This is a genomic window from Mucilaginibacter sp. P4_C11, from assembly GCF_056402115.1.
Genome location: NZ_JBFUIA010000011.1, coordinates 173438 through 187616, shown reverse-complemented (window position 1 = coordinate 187616; position 14179 = coordinate 173438). Strand labels below are relative to the sequence as shown.

At 42.5% G+C, this 14179-nt stretch carries 11 protein-coding genes; 6 read left to right on the top strand and 5 right to left on the bottom strand.

The features are described from left to right. Positions 1-10: 10 nt before the first annotated feature. Entirely contained in the window at positions 11-301 is a 291-nt protein-coding gene (locus tag AC1DU2_RS12550; protein ID WP_477384776.1) for a hypothetical protein, read from the top strand. Positions 302-414: 113 nt separating this feature from the next. On the opposite strand, the gene argS is transcribed toward AC1DU2_RS12550, so the two are convergent. The 3 genes from argS to AC1DU2_RS12535 are packed head-to-tail and all read right to left on the bottom strand — an operon-like array spanning position 415 to position 3014. Further along, complete coding sequence (argS, locus tag AC1DU2_RS12545; RefSeq protein ID WP_477384775.1) at positions 415-2343, bottom strand: arginine--tRNA ligase; 1929 nt, start codon at positions 2341-2343, stop codon at positions 415-417. A gap of 42 nt (positions 2344-2385) precedes the next feature. Beyond that, positions 2386-2775, bottom strand: coding sequence for a type II toxin-antitoxin system VapC family toxin (locus tag AC1DU2_RS12540; protein WP_477384774.1), 390 nt, complete (start codon positions 2773-2775; stop codon positions 2386-2388). Beyond that, positions 2760-3014 carry a hypothetical protein gene (locus AC1DU2_RS12535; RefSeq protein WP_477384773.1) on the bottom strand — a complete coding sequence of 85 codons (255 nt, stop codon included), beginning with the start codon at positions 3012-3014 and terminating at the stop codon, positions 2760-2762. Before AC1DU2_RS12535 ends, AC1DU2_RS12540 begins: the two co-directional genes overlap by 16 nt. Positions 3015-3127: 113 nt before the next feature. Here AC1DU2_RS12535 and AC1DU2_RS12530 point away from each other — a divergent pair, with 113 nt between their 5' ends. The 3 genes from AC1DU2_RS12530 (at position 3128) to AC1DU2_RS12520 (ending at position 7217) form a co-directional block, all read left to right on the top strand. Then, positions 3128-4570 carry an arginine deiminase family protein gene (locus AC1DU2_RS12530; RefSeq protein ID WP_477384772.1) on the top strand — a complete coding sequence of 481 codons (1443 nt, stop codon included), beginning with the start codon at positions 3128-3130 and terminating at the stop codon, positions 4568-4570. Between the two features lie 105 nt (positions 4571-4675). Next, positions 4676-5599, top strand: a complete 924-nt coding sequence (gene ctlX / locus AC1DU2_RS12525) for a citrulline utilization hydrolase CtlX (protein WP_477384771.1) — start codon at positions 4676-4678, stop codon at positions 5597-5599. A 223-nt stretch (positions 5600-5822) separates the two neighbouring features. Beyond that, positions 5823-7217: an arginine decarboxylase gene (locus AC1DU2_RS12520; protein WP_090650569.1), complete on the top strand. Its 1395-nt coding sequence runs from the start codon at positions 5823-5825 to the stop codon at positions 7215-7217. A 203-nt stretch (positions 7218-7420) separates the two neighbouring features. On the opposite strand, the gene AC1DU2_RS12515 is transcribed toward AC1DU2_RS12520, so the two are convergent. Next, complete coding sequence (locus AC1DU2_RS12515; protein ID WP_477384770.1) at positions 7421-7966, bottom strand: hypothetical protein; 546 nt, start codon at positions 7964-7966, stop codon at positions 7421-7423. Positions 7967-8270: 304 nt separating this feature from the next. On the opposite strand from AC1DU2_RS12515, the gene AC1DU2_RS12510 reads away from it, so the two are divergent. After that, positions 8271-9770 carry a malate:quinone oxidoreductase gene (locus AC1DU2_RS12510; protein WP_477384769.1) on the top strand — a complete coding sequence of 500 codons (1500 nt, stop codon included), beginning with the start codon at positions 8271-8273 and terminating at the stop codon, positions 9768-9770. Positions 9771-10171: 401 nt separating this feature from the next. Here AC1DU2_RS12510 and AC1DU2_RS12505 read toward each other — a convergent pair whose 3' ends face one another. After that, positions 10172-12775: a M1 family metallopeptidase gene (locus AC1DU2_RS12505; RefSeq protein WP_477384768.1), complete on the bottom strand. Its 2604-nt coding sequence runs from the start codon at positions 12773-12775 to the stop codon at positions 10172-10174. A 318-nt stretch (positions 12776-13093) separates the two neighbouring features. Between AC1DU2_RS12505 and AC1DU2_RS12500 the strand changes: the two genes are divergently transcribed. Further along, positions 13094-14044, top strand: coding sequence for a glycosyltransferase family 2 protein (locus AC1DU2_RS12500; protein WP_477384767.1), 951 nt, complete (start codon positions 13094-13096; stop codon positions 14042-14044). Positions 14045-14179 lie beyond the last annotated feature (135 nt).

Here is a 14179-nt window from a genome sequence, read left to right as displayed (position 1 = left end):
CATTTTACAGATGAAAACAATTGCGAAAACCGGATTAGTATTAGCCTTATCAGCATCACTATTTACATCCTGCGCAGCAGATTATTATGTAGCCGAACGCCCCGCCGAACCTGTATACGTGCGGCCGGCAGCACCCTATCCGGGCGCCTATTGGGTACCTGGCGAATGGGCCTGGCGCGGCGGCAGATATGTTTATATAAACGGGTATTATGCAAGGCCGCGTGCCAATCGTGTTTATGTACAAGGCTACTGGCATCCTGTTCGCCATGGCTATGCATGGCATAGGGGTTATTGGAGGTAAGCGAAGCCCCCTACCCCCCTAAAGGGGGAACAATAGTTTTAAAAGCAAAACGCATAGTCAACCAAATGACTATGCGTTTTGCTTTTAAACTCCCTATTCAGGAGCCAGGGGCTTTACATTCTCTCTGGTACATCTATTCCTAACAAAGCCATTCCTTTGCTTATTACTTTGGCCGACGAAGCGGATAGTTCCAATCTAAATTGTTTCAGCACATCGTTTTCTGCCTGTAGTATCGATTTTTCGTGGTAAAACTTATTATATGTTTTGGCCAGTTCATATACATAATTGGCAATTATAGCAGGACTATAGCCGTTGGCTGCATCCTTGATCACCGTAGGGAACTGGGTTAATAAAACAATCAGGTCACGTTCTACCGTATCTAAGGCTGTTGTTTCAATTGTGCTGTTAACCTGGTATTCTGCGCGGCTTAATACCGACCTGATACGGGCATGTGTGTACTGAATAAAAGGCCCTGTATGGCCCTGAAAATCTACCGATTCATTCGGATCGAACAACAAACGTTTTTTAGGATCAACCTTAAGCAGGAAATATTTTAAGGCCCCCATACCTATGGTGTGATACAATTGTTGTTTGTATTCGTCGCTAAAGCTATCTACCTTGCCCATGGCATCGGTTTGTTCTTTTGCTGTAGCATCCATTTCGGCCATCAGGTCATCGGCATCAACTACCGTACCCTCGCGAGATTTCATTTTACCAGATGGTAAATCAACCATACCATACGACAGGTGGAACAGCCCATCGGCACCGGCTTTGCCTAATTTGTTCAGGATCAGGAAAAGTACTTTAAAGTGATAATCCTGTTCGTTACCTACCACATAAATGGATTTATCCATGTGGAAGTCGTTATATTTCAATTGAGCAGTACCTAGATCCTGGGTAATGTAAACCGACGTTCCGTCTCCACGTAAAACCAGTTTTTCATCCAGCCCATCGGTAGTCAGGTCTATCCAAACCGAACCATCCGGCTTTTTAAAGAAAACGCCTTTTTCCAGGCCCTCATCAATAATATCTTTACCTAACAGATAGGTGTTCGATTCGTAGTAATACTTATCAAAATCAACACCCAGTTGCTTATAAGTTTCGGCAAAGCCTGCATAAACCCAGCCATTCATGGTTTTCCAAAGGTCAAGAACTTCAGCGTCCCCGGCTTCCCATTTCTGGAGCATCTGCTGGGTTTCAACCATCAGCGAGGTAGCATTTTTTGCTATCTCTTTGATCTTGTCTTCCTCGGTGCCAATTTTATCTGTTAACTCACCAATAAGTTTGGTTTCGTCTTCGGGTGTAGCGTATTTTTTTGATTTTAGTTTATCAATACTAATCAGCAGCGCCTGTATTTTCTCTTTTTGGTTATCATTAAATAACGTCAGATCGTTTTCCTCGTAAACGCGTTCCAGGATCGGCACTAATTGTTTTCTTAGTTCCTTATCAAACAACACATAATATTTACCCACCAAATGATCGCCTTTCAGGCCGGACGACTCAGGTGTTTCGCCATTGCCAAACATTTGCCACGCCAGCATAGATTTACAAATGTGGATACCACGATCGTTCACCAGGTTTGCCTTCACAACATCGTAGCCTGCAGCTGCCAGAATTTGTGCCACCGAAAAGCCTAAAAGGTTATTACGGATATGCCCCAGGTGCAACGGCTTATTGGTATTTGGCGATGAATATTCAACCATTACCTTTTGCCCATTAGGCTTGGCAACAGCAAAGTCATCTGGTAATATCTGGTTATATAGCTGGCCAATCCAATATTCGTCAGTTAACGAAATATTTAAAAACCCTTTAACCACGTTAAATGTGGCAACTTCTTTTAACTCATTTTTAAGGTATTCACCAATTTCGGCACCGGTTTGCTCGGGGCCTTTTCGGGAAAATTTGGTGAACGGAAATGTGACTATGGTAACTTGTCCCTCAAATTCTTTACGGGTTTCCTGTAAGCTTATAGCGGCCGGGGCTACATCTGTTTGGTACAAATGTTTAATGGCTTTAACGGCCGCTTCAATAATAAAATCCATGCGGCAAAATTAATTAAATTGGGGAGATTAAGTAAAGGAGTGCTAATTTATAAGCTGTAGATCGCTAACACGCTCGAAATGTTTTTTATTTAACGTGGCACAAGGAATGTTTTTGCTTATCGCGGTAGCAGCAATGAATAAATCCTCGGCTCCAATTTGTTTATTAATCCGCTTTAATTCGCCCCTAATTTTAGCACTAATCAAAGCCGCCTTAGAATCAAAAGGTAAAATAGTTAATGGTTTAAAAAACTCATCCCACATTTCTATTTGATTGGCAGGAGCGCCACTATAAATTTCATATTGCGTTATCGTAGATACAGCGAAGGATTTCGCTTTTTCCGATAACTCAAACCATAAAGTCTTAGTCTTATCTTTTTTTCTGAAGTAATCTATCAGCACGGATGTATCTAATAAAATCACTTTCTTGTCCAACTATTCAATTCTTTTTGTGTTTCCTTAAAAACTGCATAATGTTCGTCGGTCATTACCGGTCCATTTAAAAGGAATTTCTGAAAGTCGGTGAGTTTATCTTCTGACAATTTCTTTTTCTTTATACCTGTTTGGGCCGTTGGCTTACTAAGTTCTTCCTTCAAAATTGCGCGTTTGTCTTCGGATAATGCCTGCACTGCCTGCAATAGATCATCAAACGCTATTTCTTCCTTCAAATCCATATTCAAATATAATCAATATTTAAAAGAATCTTTGTTCAGGGCGTTTCAATTTTCTTGTGCCATTCATTTTCTCATTTATTTTCTGATAGATTTGTGTTCCATCATTTCCATTTATGACAGTTAAAAATTCCGATTTTAAAATAGATGTAACCTCCGAAATTGGTACGCTGCGTACCCTGCTCATTCACAGCCCCGATAGTGGCCTTGGTAAAGTTGTACCTTCAAAAGCACAGGATTGGCTTTTTGAAGATATAGTACACCTGGATACCATGCGCCGTAACGAGTATGATTATTACGTGAAACTATTACTCTATTTTTTAGATCCGGATAAAATAAAAGGCAAACTGCAACAAGTAGAAAGCGACTACGAGCGTGAATTTTTCAAGCCCGATAATACCAATTTCCATGCCTCAAACAACGTTATCGAAATACAAACCCTGCTGGCCGATATTTTACAACAGCCTGATATCCCTAAAAAACTGGTGGCTTCTGTTTGTGCAATTGAGAGTTGTAATTACCGGTTGCAGCAACAATTGATAGATACAGACCCTGTTGAATTGGCCAAGATCTTCATTTCGGGTTCATTGAATGATGAGGAAATGATCTTCGCCCCTATTCCCAATCTCATTTTTTCGCGCGATTTGGGTATAGCGATAAACAACCACATGCTGCTGAACAAGCCTGCAAAAAAAGCGCGTTTTCGTGAAACTTTACTGATGCGGTATATATTTTTCAACCACCCGCTGTTTGCATCCTATCAAAATAACATATTAGAGATTCCGGAAACAGCCCAACATTTTTTACGCCCCGGCGAGGATAACCAGGAAAAAACCACCCTGGAAGGGGGCGATGTAATGATGGTGAGCCCGCAGCATTTGCTGATTGGTTGCAGCGAGCGTACCTCTATCAGCGGCGCCAACGAGGCTATTAAACTACTGTTTGATAACGATGTGGTAAAAAAGGTAACCATTGTAAAAATACCCCACAAGCGCGACTATATGCACATCGACACTGTATTTACCCAGGTAAAGCGCAATACATGGGTACTACTGCGCTCGTTGGCGGTGGCCGAGGCGCCGCTGGAAGAGCAGGAGCCAATGTCGTGGTTTGCCGATAAAAAGTCAAAAGACAAGACGGAGATTGTACAGTTCAGGAAAGACAAGAAACCAAAAGTATTCAATTGCCTTGAAGACCTGTTATCCAGCATCAGCGAAAAAGACCTGCAAAGCGACGACAAAACCAGGTTCATCTATTCGGGCAATAACATATTTCCGTTTGACTCGCGCGAGCAATGGACAGATTCATGCAACTTGCTGGCCTTAAAAGAGGGCGTAGTTTTAGGCTACGACCGTAACGACAAAACCGTTGAAGCTTTTAAACAAAGTGGCTTTGATGTTATAAAGGTAAACGAGCTGCTGCAAAAATTTGAATCGGGCGAACTTGACCCAAAAACTTTAACAGACACGTTAATTTTAATGCCATCGGCCGAACTTTCCCGTGCCCGCGGTGGTTTTCATTGTATGAGTATGCCGCTTTTGAGAGATAAAGTTTTGTAGTCATTGGTCACTGGTCATTAGTCATTGGACTTTAATAGTTTTAAAATGGCAATGCCTGGTAAACAACGACGGACAAGCAAACTAATGACTAATGACCATTGACCAATGACTAACACCCAATCAACATCAAACATATTAATGATAAGGCCGGTAAGTTTCGGCTTTAATGAGCAAACTGCCGAAAGTAATGCGTTCCAAAACCGCGATGCAGATCAGCAGGCCGTGCAGGATAAAGCCCTTGCCGAGTTTGATCGCTTTGTTAAAACTTTAGAACATGCCGGTGTACAGGTAACCGTGGTAAACGACACGCCGCAGCCCCACACCCCCGATTCTATTTTCCCCAATAATTGGGTGTCATTTCACGGTGATGGTACAATTTTCCTGTACCCCATGCAGGCTGAAAACCGCAGGCTGGAGCGGCGGGAGGATATTATAACCAACTTGGAAGACAAGTTCAAAGTGGGCCATATTATAGACCTGAGCCGTTTTGAGGCCGATCACCGTTTTTTGGAAGGCACGGGCAGCATGGTGCTGGACAGGGAAAACAAAATTGCATATGCATGCTTGTCACCACGTACGGATAAACAGGTGTTAGATTTATTTTGCGAGCAGGCCGGCTATAAAGCTATCAGCTTTGACGCGGCAGATGAGCATGGCAAAGCTATATACCATACCAATGTATTGATGTGCGTGGGCAGCAAATTCGCGGTTATTTGCGCTGATAGCATCCCTAATCCTCACGAGCGTATAGTTGTTTTAGATTCGCTTAAATCAAATCAAAAAGAGGTCATTACCATCAGCTTTGAACAGATGAACCATTTTGCGGGTAATATGCTTGAGGTAAAAAACAATAAAGGTGAAACCTTAATTGTGATGTCGAAAAATGCCTATGAAGCTTTGAACAGCCAACAAAAAACGACATTAGAAAAATATGGCAGTTTAGTTTATGCAGATATCAACACTATAGAAACCAATGGTGGCGGAAGTGCAAGATGTATGATGGCCGAGGTGCATTTGCCGGTTCAATAATAATTATTGCATCATTCAACTATGCTCAACGGCACCATATTAAAGGATCTGCCCCCTCGCCCTCCTCAAGAGCGGAATAGCACATAGATTGCTGCTTTTTCCTGTCTTGATACTTGATACTATCTACTTGATACTAAAATTACATTCAAACCATAAATTTTATCCCAACAAATAGCCAATTATTCCGTTTTAAAATCACATTTTTGCCCCAAATTTTTTAAGGATGCAGAGTTACCAGGAATTTCTTGATTTAAGTGTTGGTTTCCCGCAAGATGGTTTTGAGATCATCGACGACGAACTATACTTTCAGGACCTTAATTTAATGGAGATGATTGAAACGTATGGTACCCCCCTACGCTTTACTTATCTGCCACAGATCTCCAAAAAGATCCAGCAAGCCAAGCTGTTGTTTCAGCAGGCTATTATCAAAAACAACTATCGCGGCAGCTATAAATATTGTTATTGCACCAAAAGTTCGCATTTTAAGCACATTGTTGAAGAAGCGCTTAAAAACGAGATCCACCTGGAAACATCATCGGCTTTTGATATGCCAATGATTGATGCCCTGGAGAAAAAAGGTGCTGTTAATAAAGATATTACCGTAATATGTAATGGTTTTAAAACTTTCCAATACAAAACGTATATTATTGATATGCTGCATGATGGCTTTAAAAACATCATCCCGGTATTGGACAATAAGGAAGAGTTTAACCTTTATGACGATGAAATTGAGATGGATACCCCATGTAACCTGGGCATCCGTATAGCGGCCGAAGAGCAGCCCGATTCTCAGTTTTATACTTCCCGCTTAGGTGTGCGTATGGAAGATATCATCGATTTTTACCACAACAAAATTGAAGATAACCCTAACTTCCAGGTTAAACTGTTACACTTCTTCATCAACTCTGGTATTTCAGATACCCCTTATTATTGGAACGAGCTGGAGAAATACGTAACGCTTTATTGCAAGTTCAAAAAAATCAATCCGCACCTGGATACGCTTGATATTGGCGGCGGTATGCCGTTTAAAGATTCGCTGGTGTTTGATTTTGATTACGAGTACATGATTAACGAGATTGTGAGCCGTATTAAAGAAATTTGCGCCGAGCACGATACCATGGAGCCTGATATTATCACCGAATTTGGTAAATATACCGTTGCCGAAGCATCGGGCATCCTGTATAAAGTATTGGGCCGTAAACAACAAAACGATCGTGAGCGCTGGTTAATGCTGGATGGTTCGTTTATTACCAACCTGCCCGATGTTTGGGCACTTAACCAAAAATACATCCTGTTACCGGTAAACAACTGGGATAGCGAATACGAGCGCGTAAACCTTGGCGGCATCACTTGTGACGGCCAGGACTACTACAACCAGGAAGCGCACATGAACAGCGTATTTATGCCAAAAACCCGTAAAGTGCAATACTTAGGTTTCTTTAACACAGGCGCTTACCAGGAAGTACTAAGCGGTTACGGTGGTATCCACCACTGTTTATTGCCATCACCAAAACACGTTATCATCCGCCGCAACCGCGACGAGACATTTAACTTTGAAGTTTTTGGCGAAGAGCAAAACAGCAAGCAGGTATTGAAGATACTGGGCTATACCACTTAAGCAGTTGGCAGTTTGCAGCAAAATATTTAGCGATGGGTTTTACTCATCGCTTTTTTTGTATTCTGAACCGGGATTAAACAAATTTTTCAGATGATGCAGGATTTCGTCCGAATGAATATGGTCATTTTCAAATCCTCAAATTTTCAAATCCTCAAATAATCCGTTCATCTGCACATCTGTAATCTAAAATCTGCACATCTACCCTACTTTCCCGACGCTACTCCCCAATAACAACTATTCCGTATCTTTTTGAGTAACTCTGGTGTAATGCTGGATACGGCATGTTCCAGCTTGTTTTGGGTGTTGATGAGGTACATGGTGCCGTTTACATTATTATACACATAGGAGCATAGCACTTTATCTTCACCATCTTCTATTTTTTTAACATCAACACGCACAGCATTGGTTTTGTTGCTTGTATCTGGCTTTAGGGCTGGGTCGGCAGCTTTTACCCAGTTAACCGTGTAGTTGACATCCTGTGGCGATATGCTGGCAGTGTTGGCCTTAAAGCTTTTGCTTTCCTGTATTACCTGCAGCAGGCATTTCACACAAGGGTCGCTGGCGGTGGCTACTCCGTATTTCTTTTGCGGATTATTCAATACGCTGTCCTTTTTTCCATTTACCTGGACCGTGCTTTTTGAACTATCTGCCGATACTGCCTGTGGCTTAGCCTTTTGCTGATTGCAGGCGCTTATGGATATCGTTGTAAGTATTGTAAAAAAAACGGCGTTTAACTTATTGAGTATCATAATTTACTTCATAATGGTGGTGTAATATATACAGCCTACTATGCATTTTGTGTTAATTTATTATAAATACAACAACGGTAATTTGTTCAAAAACGTGGCTACCTAAATTTAAACCTTGTTTTTATTGCAATTAATGGACAGATGACGACAGATTTTCTGTAAAAAATCCTTAAAATTGTCAGATTTAATTCTGGCCTGCTTCAATCAGCTTTCAGGGGTTAAATCAGCATAACAATTTTGCAAAAACCGGGTTATACCTGGTGTAATTAATTTCAAAATACCTCTTGCAGGGTATCATACTAAGATGGCTAACAGCGATAAAGGTTCGGGAACAACGGTTGATGTGGTTTTAATAGGCGCGGGTATTATGAGCGCTACTTTGGGGGTAATGCTAAAAGAATTACAGCCCGACTTAACTATCGAAATTTTTGAGCGCCTGGATGTCATCGCTTCAGAAAGTTCGGCCCCCATGAATAATGCGGGTACGGGTCACTCCGCTTTCTGCGAACTAAACTACACAACCGAATTGCCGGACGGCACCGTAGAAATAAAAAAAGCCATCAAAATTGCCGAACAATTCGAGATAAGCAAAGAATTCTGGACATATCTTATCGATAAAAAATATATCCCATCGTCCGAAAGCTTTATCCGCAAAGTACCGCACATGAGCTTTGTTTGGGGGGCCGATAATGTAAATTACCTAAAAAAACGCCAGCAGGCCCTCACTAAACATCACTTTTTTAAAGGGATGGAATACTCTGAAGATAAAGCACAGATTAAAAAATGGATTCCGCTGGTAATGGAAGGTCGCGATGAAAATGAGACGGTAGCGGCTACATTTATGGATATTGGTACCGATGTGAATTTTGGTAGCCTTACCAGTAGCTTAATTGACAATCTGAAACAAAAACCAGGCGTTAATGTAAGCCTTAACCACGATGTTACCGGCCTTAAACGCAATAACGATGGCAGTTGGCTTGTTACTGTAAAAGATAAAACAAGTGGTACAAAAAGAAAGCTAACCAGCAAATTTGTGTTTGTTGGTGCCGGAGGCGGTGCTTTGCCATTATTACAAAAATCGGGCATTAAAGAAAGTAAAGGCTTTGGTGGTTTCCCGGTGAGCGGACAATGGCTGGTTTGTACTAACCCTGATGTAATTAAGCGCCACGAAGCTAAAGTTTATGGTAAAGCATCGGTAGGTTCGCCGCCAATGTCGGTACCGCACCTGGATACCCGGATGATTGATGGTAAACGCGAACTGCTGTTTGGCCCTTATGCAGGTTTCTCGACCCGTTTTTTAAAGAAAGGATCTTTACTCGATCTGTTTTGTTCAATAAAACCCAATAATATATTACCGCTGCTTGCCGTAGGGCGCGATAACTGGCCGCTAACCAAGTACCTTATCAGCCAGGTAATGCAATCGCCCACCGACAGGCTTAAAGCACTACAAGAGTACTTACCAACTGCCAGGGCCGAAGATTGGGAACTTGACATTGCCGGCCAGCGCGTACAGGTAATCAAGAAAGATCCTAAGCACACCGGTGTACTTGAATTTGGCACCGAAGTAGTAACATCGGCAGATGGCAGCATTTCGGCCCTGTTAGGGGCATCGCCGGGTGCCTCCACATCGGTACCCATTATGATACAGCTGATTGAACGCTGCTTTAAAACCCATATTAAAACAACTGAATGGCAGGAAAAGCTAAAACAGATGATCCCTTCATACGGGCAATCATTATCAAATGATGAGGCTTTGAGCGTTGCTACACGCGAGCGTACAAGTAAGGTTTTGGGGTTGGTTTAACGGTGCTATGTCAAATAGTTAAACAGGCCAGAAGACTAAGGTTTTATTGAGAGAATTAATTTTGCTTGAATAGATCGCCATATTATATCAATAGCTATTTTATTCATAATTGTTAGCCTCATCCCTATAAAATTTATAGACTGACAGATCTAAACGATTTTTACCAAGGGCCTTATCAATTGCTTCTATCCTCTTCGACCTTTCAATATCTTGTATTATTTTAGTTGGAGTAAGCTGATCTATCTCAAAGGCAATACTTCTATCGTTTTTCCAACAAGATCATCTGGTAGTTCCAGCGTTAAGCTATTCTTAGTCGATTTGAGTATTGTCCGTATCATGATATCAAATTTACAAAAAATCACGTCACTATACTAACGTAAATGTTGAACATTGCCAGCGTATTATTGAAACGATACCGCCGGCATATTGCTGTTTACGGCTGTTTCTTTAACCTTAAAATCAGCCGGGTGGCCAAGGATAACTGTTTTAATTAAAAACGGAATTTTAACGCCTCCATTAATTCCCTCGTAATTGCCAAACTCCGTTACCGAACTCGCGGTACCATCAATCACCTGCTTTATTTTAAGGCCTGTTTTTTGGCTGTAATAGTTTTTAATTACAGCACCATCAACAACATGAATGTCAAGTTCATAAGCCATATCGCCGTTTACCACTTTCATTGTTGAATCAAGCGACACCGCGTTTCCCAACTTTTCATAATCAAGCTCGGGGAAAGCTTTGCTCTTTTCTTTAAGCACTCTTTTGGCCACATCATCCAAAGGCATTTCATGGTTTACCTGCTGCACACTTATATTATCATTATTAACCAAAATATGACTTAGTACCAGGTTGTTATATGATGGTACAGTAATTTGCTGAAAATACATTCCGGGTATTCGGTACCTCGAAACCATCTGCACCTCGGAGCCCTGCACGCTGGCCGCTGCCGAAACCTGCAGGTCTTTGATGTTTTTCAGCTTATCAACCCCGCCAATAGCATCAAGATAGGTTTTGATTACACTGCCGGCAGTTACGCCGGTTGGAACCGGCAAACCACTGAACGAATTATTTTCGGCGTTTAAATCCGGCAATTTATGGTCGGGGTCGATAACGGCCAGGGTTATTTTCGATGTCGATTTATAAGGAAAAGTCCAGGTACCGCCACGCTGCCATATTTCGGCAGGCAGTTTTACAATGCCTGTTTTGCCATTTTCTTCTTTAATGCTGATAACTACCGGCAGGGCCATCTCTTCCAGGTTCTCTATGGTAATCAGCGCACCTTTCGCAGGGTCGCCGTCCTGGTAGGCAATACCGCTTATGCTTTGGTCAAGTTTCCAGGTGGTAAAAAACCATTCGTTCCAAAACCAGCTCAGATCCTCGCCGGCGGCATTATCCATGGTGTGGAAAAAATCCCAAGGCGTTGGATGTTTAAATGCCCAGCGTTTAATATAGGTGCGGAATGCGTAGTCAAAACGTTGTTCGCCCAAAATCTGTTCGCGTAAAATGGCAAGGCCCAGGGCAGGCTTATCATAGGCCGCGTTGCCCAGAAAGCTCTCCTGTATTACATCTGGAATGGTCATTATCGGCTCAGCATCGGCACTAAATAAACCCGATGCAGCTTTTTGCTCATCTACCGGCTCATAATATTCGCCTTTATTAAAAACGCGGGTATCTACGTTGTTTAAAAAAGTATTAAAACCTTCATCCATCCAGGCGTACTTACGTTCGTTTGAGCCTACTATCATCGGGAACCAGTTATGGCCAAACTCGTGATTGGTAACTTCCCAAAGGCCCCCGGTTTTACTTTCCCATCCGCAAAAAACAATCCCGGGATACTCCATCCCTCCTACCGTACCGGCCACGTTGGTTGCTACGGGGTATGTATACTCAAACCATTTATCCGAATAAAGTTCAATGGCAGCCTTCACATACTCTGTCGACCGGCCCCAGGCATCGTTACCCTTTACCTCGGCAGGATAAACCGATTGTGCCAAAGCTTTTTTGCCGCTTGGCAAATTAATGCGCGCTGCATCCCATACAAACGCTTTTGATGCCGACCAGGCTACATCACGGGCATTTTTACAGGCAAAGTGCCAGGTAAGCATCGGTTTTTTAGGATGGTCGTTACCGCTCAAAACATCAGCCTCGTCCTTTATCATCACTGTTTTATCGCTTGCTCGGGCTGCGGCCAGGCGGCTCATGATAGTTGGCGTGTAAACTTCGGCGGGGTTAAGCAGTTCGCCCGAGCCCGTTACCACCAAATTTGAAGGCGCTGTGATGGTATAATCAAAGTTACCATATTCCAGGTAAAACTCGCCGGCGCCAAGATAGGGCAATACATTCCACCCGGTTACGTCGTCATAAACCTCCATGCGGGGGTACCATTGGGCTATTTCGTATATCCAGCCATTTTTGGTTTCCAGGCGGCCCATACGGTCGGTACCGTACTTAGGTATCTCGAAACCATACTCCACTTTAATCTGAAGCTTACCACCTGCGGCCTTCAACGAATCTTTAAGCTTTATTTGCAGTCGGGTATCGGTCACCAGGTAATCAGCTTTGGTAGTTTTGCCGTTTTTAATAATGTAAATGGCTTTTATTTCATCGCCTTTGGTATAGCTGCGGTTAGTAAAACGCCCCCCGGTAACCGAGCTGGCAGCTTCGGAGCGCGAATCCTCGCGGTAAATATTCTGATCGTCCTGCAGCCATAAAAATGTTAAAGCATCGGGGCTGTCGTTGGTATAAGTAATTAACGCAGTACCGTCAAGCCGGTGTTTCGTGGTATCCAACGTAACATCAAGCTTATAATCGGCACGGTTTTGCCAGTATTTTGAGCCGGGGGCACCACCGGCATTCCTGTATTCGTTGCCTTTTTCGGGGTAAAATAATGGATTGAAAACTTTATGCTGATCGTATTTTGCGCCCTGTTGATCGTCGGTTTGAGCGTAGCTTAATGTGGAAAAAACACACAGAAAAACAAAAAGAATTGCTTTACAAAATTTCATGAAGGCTTTATTTATAATGACAGGCAAGTTATGCAAATATTTCCAAGTGCTTTTAACGTAATAGAGGCTTTACATATTGCACAGCCTCACCTAAATTAGCCTCACCCAACCCTCTCCAAAGGAGATGGCAAAAAAACAATCGCAATCATGCAAATCAAAAGTCCTATCCTTTGGAGAGGATTTAGGTGAGGCTTCCTTTGGAGAGGGTTGGGTGAGGCCGAGTCTTAAAAATCATTATACCAACCATTCCCTATTTTTTATATTTTTGCGGATGATTGCGGGCAGAACTTTTATAGCCAGGCATCACATTCCTTATAAATGGATATATCAGTTGTAGTACCGCTTTATGACGAAGTAGAATCATTGCCCGAGCTTACCTCATGGATAAGCCGCGTAATGGCCGAAAATCGTTTTACTTATGAAATCATATTGGTTGATGATGGCAGCAAGGACGGTTCCTGGGAGATGATCAGGAAGCTAAGCTTCGATAATCCTTTCATTAAAGGTATCAAATTCAGGCGTAACTATGGCAAATCGGCAGCGCTTAATACCGGCTTTGCCGCTACCAGGGGCGATGTGGTGATAACCATGGATGCCGATTTACAGGATAGCCCGGATGAGATCCCCGAACTTTACCGCCGCATAACCGAAGAAAAATTCGACCTGATATCGGGCTGGAAAGCCAAACGGTATGATCCGTTGAGCAAAACCATCCCTACCAAGTTATTTAACTATGCCACCCGTAAAATGAGCGGCATAGATAACCTGCACGATTTTAACTGTGGGCTTAAAGCATACCGCGGTACCGTGGTTAAAAACATAGAGGTTTATGGTGAAATGCACCGCTACATACCCGTACTGGCCAAATGGGCTGGTTTTACCAAAATTGGCGAGCAGGTTGTTGAGCACCGTGCCCGCAAATACGGCAAAACCAAGTTTGGCATGAGCCGCTTTGTAAACGGTTTTCTTGATTTGCTGTCGATATTTTTTGTAGGCAAGTTTGGTAAGCGCCCCATGCACTTTTTTGGCACCATGGGTACATTAAGCTTTTTTACAGGGTTGGTAATAGCGATATGGATAATGGCCGACAAGCTTTATAACCTTTCGCATCACATCAAAGAAAGACAGCCGACAGATAATCCGTGGTTTTATATAGCCATTGTAGCCATCATTTTAGGCTCGCAGCTATTTTTAACCGGCTTTGTTGCCGAACTGGTTTCCCGTAGCTCAAGCGAACGCAACCATTATTTGGTTGAGGAGGTTATTTGATGTGCAGATATGCAGATTCCAGATGTGCAGATGAAAACTTCAAATGCGTAGACGAATCAGGAAAAAAAATAAAATTATTTTTCATCGATGCAAAGCTTATCAAAATTTAACATCAAAAAATCGTGAATTCTACAG

Bases quoted from the DNA above. Each gene is read 5' to 3' on its own strand.
- AC1DU2_RS12550 (WP_477384776.1), top strand. From the start codon at position 11: ATGAAAACAATTGCGAAAACCGGATTAGTATTAGCCTTATCAGCATCA.
- argS (WP_477384775.1), bottom strand. From the start codon at position 2,343: ATGGATTTTATTATTGAAGCGGCCGTTAAAGCCATTAAACATTTGTAC.
- AC1DU2_RS12535 (WP_477384773.1), bottom strand. From the start codon at position 3,014: ATGGATTTGAAGGAAGAAATAGCGTTTGATGATCTATTGCAGGCAGTG.
- AC1DU2_RS12530 (WP_477384772.1), top strand. From the start codon at position 3,128: ATGACAGTTAAAAATTCCGATTTTAAAATAGATGTAACCTCCGAAATT.
- ctlX (WP_477384771.1), top strand. From the start codon at position 4,676: ATGACTAACACCCAATCAACATCAAACATATTAATGATAAGGCCGGTA.
- AC1DU2_RS12520 (WP_090650569.1), top strand. From the start codon at position 5,823: ATGCAGAGTTACCAGGAATTTCTTGATTTAAGTGTTGGTTTCCCGCAA.
- AC1DU2_RS12515 (WP_477384770.1), bottom strand. From the start codon at position 7,966: ATGATACTCAATAAGTTAAACGCCGTTTTTTTTACAATACTTACAACG.
- AC1DU2_RS12510 (WP_477384769.1), top strand. From the start codon at position 8,271: ATGGCTAACAGCGATAAAGGTTCGGGAACAACGGTTGATGTGGTTTTA.
- AC1DU2_RS12505 (WP_477384768.1), bottom strand. From the start codon at position 12,775: ATGAAATTTTGTAAAGCAATTCTTTTTGTTTTTCTGTGTGTTTTTTCC.
- AC1DU2_RS12500 (WP_477384767.1), top strand. From the start codon at position 13,094: ATGGATATATCAGTTGTAGTACCGCTTTATGACGAAGTAGAATCATTG.